Genomic DNA, 2,597 nt, shown 5'->3' on the forward strand with positions numbered 1-2,597 from the left:
GATCACCCTCGACATATTCCTCGCCAGAAAACGCCTGTTGAGTCCGAGGTGAACACTCCCCTGGACAAGGGAGGGGCCGGGGGTGGGTCGGTGCGAGAGGGACCGCCACGCCAACCAACCGGCCGACCCACCCCAACCCTTCCCTGTCAGGGAGGGGCTTAAGGTCGCGCGATCCCAATCACCGACAATTGCCGCCCATAATCCGGCGCCCCACGATGCGTCGCACGGCGGAAGCTGAAGAAGCGGTCCTCCTGCGCATAGGTATCGAGTCCCAGAGCCTCGATCCGCCGCACCCCCGCCGCCGCCAGCCGGTGGACGACATAGGCTTCGAGATCGAACCGGGCATGGCCGGGACGGTTTTCGGCGAAGAAGCGTTCGTTGGCCGGATCGGTCGCGCAGAAGCGTTCGACGAAGCCCATATCGACCTCATAGCTGGCCCGCGCGATGCACGGGCCGATCGCGGCGGCGATGCGGTCGGCACGTGCGCCCAGCCTTTCCATCTGGGCGATGGTCGCGTCGGTGATCCCGGCCAGCGCGCCCTTCCACCCGGCATGGGCGGCACCGACCACGCCGGCCTCGACATCGGCCAGCAGCACCGGCGCGCAATCGGCGGTGACGATGCCGAGCAGGATGTCGGGCCGTTCGGTGACCATCGCGTCGCCCTGCGGCCGGTCGGCGTCGGGAAAGGCGGTCAGCACCCGCACGACCGAGGCGCTATGCGTCTGGTACAACCCGCACAGCGCCGCACCCGGCAGCACCGCCGCGACGGCACGCGCGCGATTCTCGGCCACCGCCGCCGGATCGTCGGCCGAGCCGAGACCGACATTCAATCCGGCCACGACCCCGCTCGACACGCCGCCGCGTTGGCCGAGAAAGCCATGTGCCGCACCGTCCAGCGCGGCGGCGCGGATCACCTCGACCTCGCTCACGTCCTGGTCGGTCACAGCGCCACCCGCATCACGTCATCCACATCCCGATGATTGCCGACCATGAAGTCATAGGTGCCGACCCGTTCGAAACCATAGCGTTCGTAGAATCGCCGCGCGCGATGATTGTCGACGAACACCGACAGATAGAGTTCGTCGGCACCGGTCGCGCGCGCCAGTTCGAGCATATGCTCCATCATCCGCGCGGCTAGGCCGCTACCCTGCCAGCCCCTGCGCACATAGAATTGGCGCAGTTCGATCGGCTTGCCCTGCGGCGTGAACGGCAGCGAGGGCGGGCCGAGCTTGGCGTAGCCGGCCGCGTCGTCGCCCGCCATCGCCAGCACCACGTGATAGCGCGGGTCGGCCAATTCCGTGGTCCACGTATTGGGCGTGTGGTTGGTCAAAAAGGCGGCGAGATCGGCCGGATCGTAGAGATGCCCGAACGTCTCGGTAAAGGTCTCCGCGCCGATCCGGGCCAGCAGCGCGGCATCGGCGACCGTGGCGGGGCGGAGCAGCGGGGTCATGCGAACCCCGCCGGCACGGGCCAGCCCGGGCTGGTGATCGCGATCGCCTTGAACAGGCTGCCCATCTGTTCGTCCTCCACCAACCGGTCGCGATCGGCACGCAGTCCCTCGGCCCGGTCGGGCGACTTGGCCGACAGCGCCTGCACCCGCGCGTCGATGCCGAGCGCCTTCAGGAGCGCGCCCTGTTCGATGGGGCCGTACGCGACGGCGTCCTCGGCACGGGCGGCTTCGGCGAGCGTCGCGAAATCGACATGCGCGGTCAGGTCCTGCTCGCCCGGCTGGTCGTACGGGTTGACGAAGCCGTGGCCGCGCACCGCTTGCAACGTATCCCCGATCGCGGGGCCGCTATAGCCATAGTCGATGATGATCGCGCAGCCGCCCTGCGCGACGATGCGCTTGGCGAGCTGGCGCAGAATGGCGACCGATGCGGGCGCGGTTTCGAGCACCGATCCGATCGGCGCATCGCGCAGATGCGGCGGGATGATCGGATCGAAGCCGCGCTGTCCCACGATCGGCAGGAACAGCGTATCCTGACAGGCGACCAGCCGTTCGCGCCACCCGTCCGCCGTCTGCACCAGTTGCCGGATCGGCAGCGCGTCGAAAAATTCGTTGGCGACGACCAGCAACGGGCCGTCCTCGGGCAGACCGACACTGTCCATCGCCCATTCGGCCTGCGGCACGCGCTTCGCCTGTTCGGCGCGCAGCGTCGGGGAGGTTTCGACGAAATGGACGCTTGGCGTGCAGCCGGCCGATGCCATGGCGCGCAGCGCATCGGCGGCGAGCGTACCGCGACCGGGACCGAACTCGACATAGCGCGCCGCCGGACGGCCCGCGCGATCCCACCCGTCGGCCAGCGACAGGCCGATCAATTCGCCGAACATCTGGCTGATTTCGGGTGCGGTGGTGAAGTCTCCGTTCGCCCCCAACGGATCGCGGGTCGCGTAATAATGGGCGTTGGCCGCGCCCATGAACTGGGCGAGGCTGATCGGCCCTGCAAGGGTGATCGCTCGGGCGAGGCGTTCGGGGAGGGCCGGATCGGTCATGTTAAATCCTCCCCGCTGCGCGGGGAGGGGGACCGCGCCTGCAAGGCGTGGTGGAGGGGCAATGCCGCAAACGCCGACGTGGCGCCCGGGGCAATCCCCCTCCC

Annotated in this window: 3 protein-coding genes; all 3 read right to left on the reverse strand. The window is 68.8% G+C overall.

The annotated features are described in order from the left end of the window. Positions 1 to 158: 158 nt before the first annotated feature. Genes pgeF through ASE59_RS06125 form a run of 3 tightly spaced genes read right to left on the reverse strand, consistent with a single transcriptional unit; the run spans position 159 to position 2,493 of the window. Positions 159 to 929 carry a peptidoglycan editing factor PgeF gene (pgeF, locus tag ASE59_RS06115; RefSeq protein ID WP_056453799.1) on the reverse strand — a complete coding sequence of 257 codons (771 nt, stop codon included), beginning with the start codon at positions 927 to 929 and terminating at the stop codon, positions 159 to 161. An 11-nt stretch (positions 930 to 940) separates the two neighbouring features. Then, positions 941 to 1,450: a GNAT family N-acetyltransferase gene (locus tag ASE59_RS06120; RefSeq protein ID WP_056453742.1), complete on the reverse strand. Its 510-nt coding sequence runs from the start codon at positions 1,448 to 1,450 to the stop codon at positions 941 to 943. Next, positions 1,447 to 2,493: a class I SAM-dependent methyltransferase gene (locus ASE59_RS06125; protein WP_056453745.1), complete on the reverse strand. Its 1,047-nt coding sequence runs from the start codon at positions 2,491 to 2,493 to the stop codon at positions 1,447 to 1,449. The genes ASE59_RS06120 and ASE59_RS06125 overlap by 4 nt, the downstream gene beginning before the upstream one ends. Between the last annotated feature and the right edge of the window lie 104 nt (positions 2,494 to 2,597).

The sequence above is a fragment of the Sphingomonas sp. Leaf10 genome, from assembly GCF_001421245.1.
In the GTDB taxonomy this organism is placed as follows: Bacteria; Pseudomonadota; Alphaproteobacteria; order Sphingomonadales; family Sphingomonadaceae; genus Sphingomonas.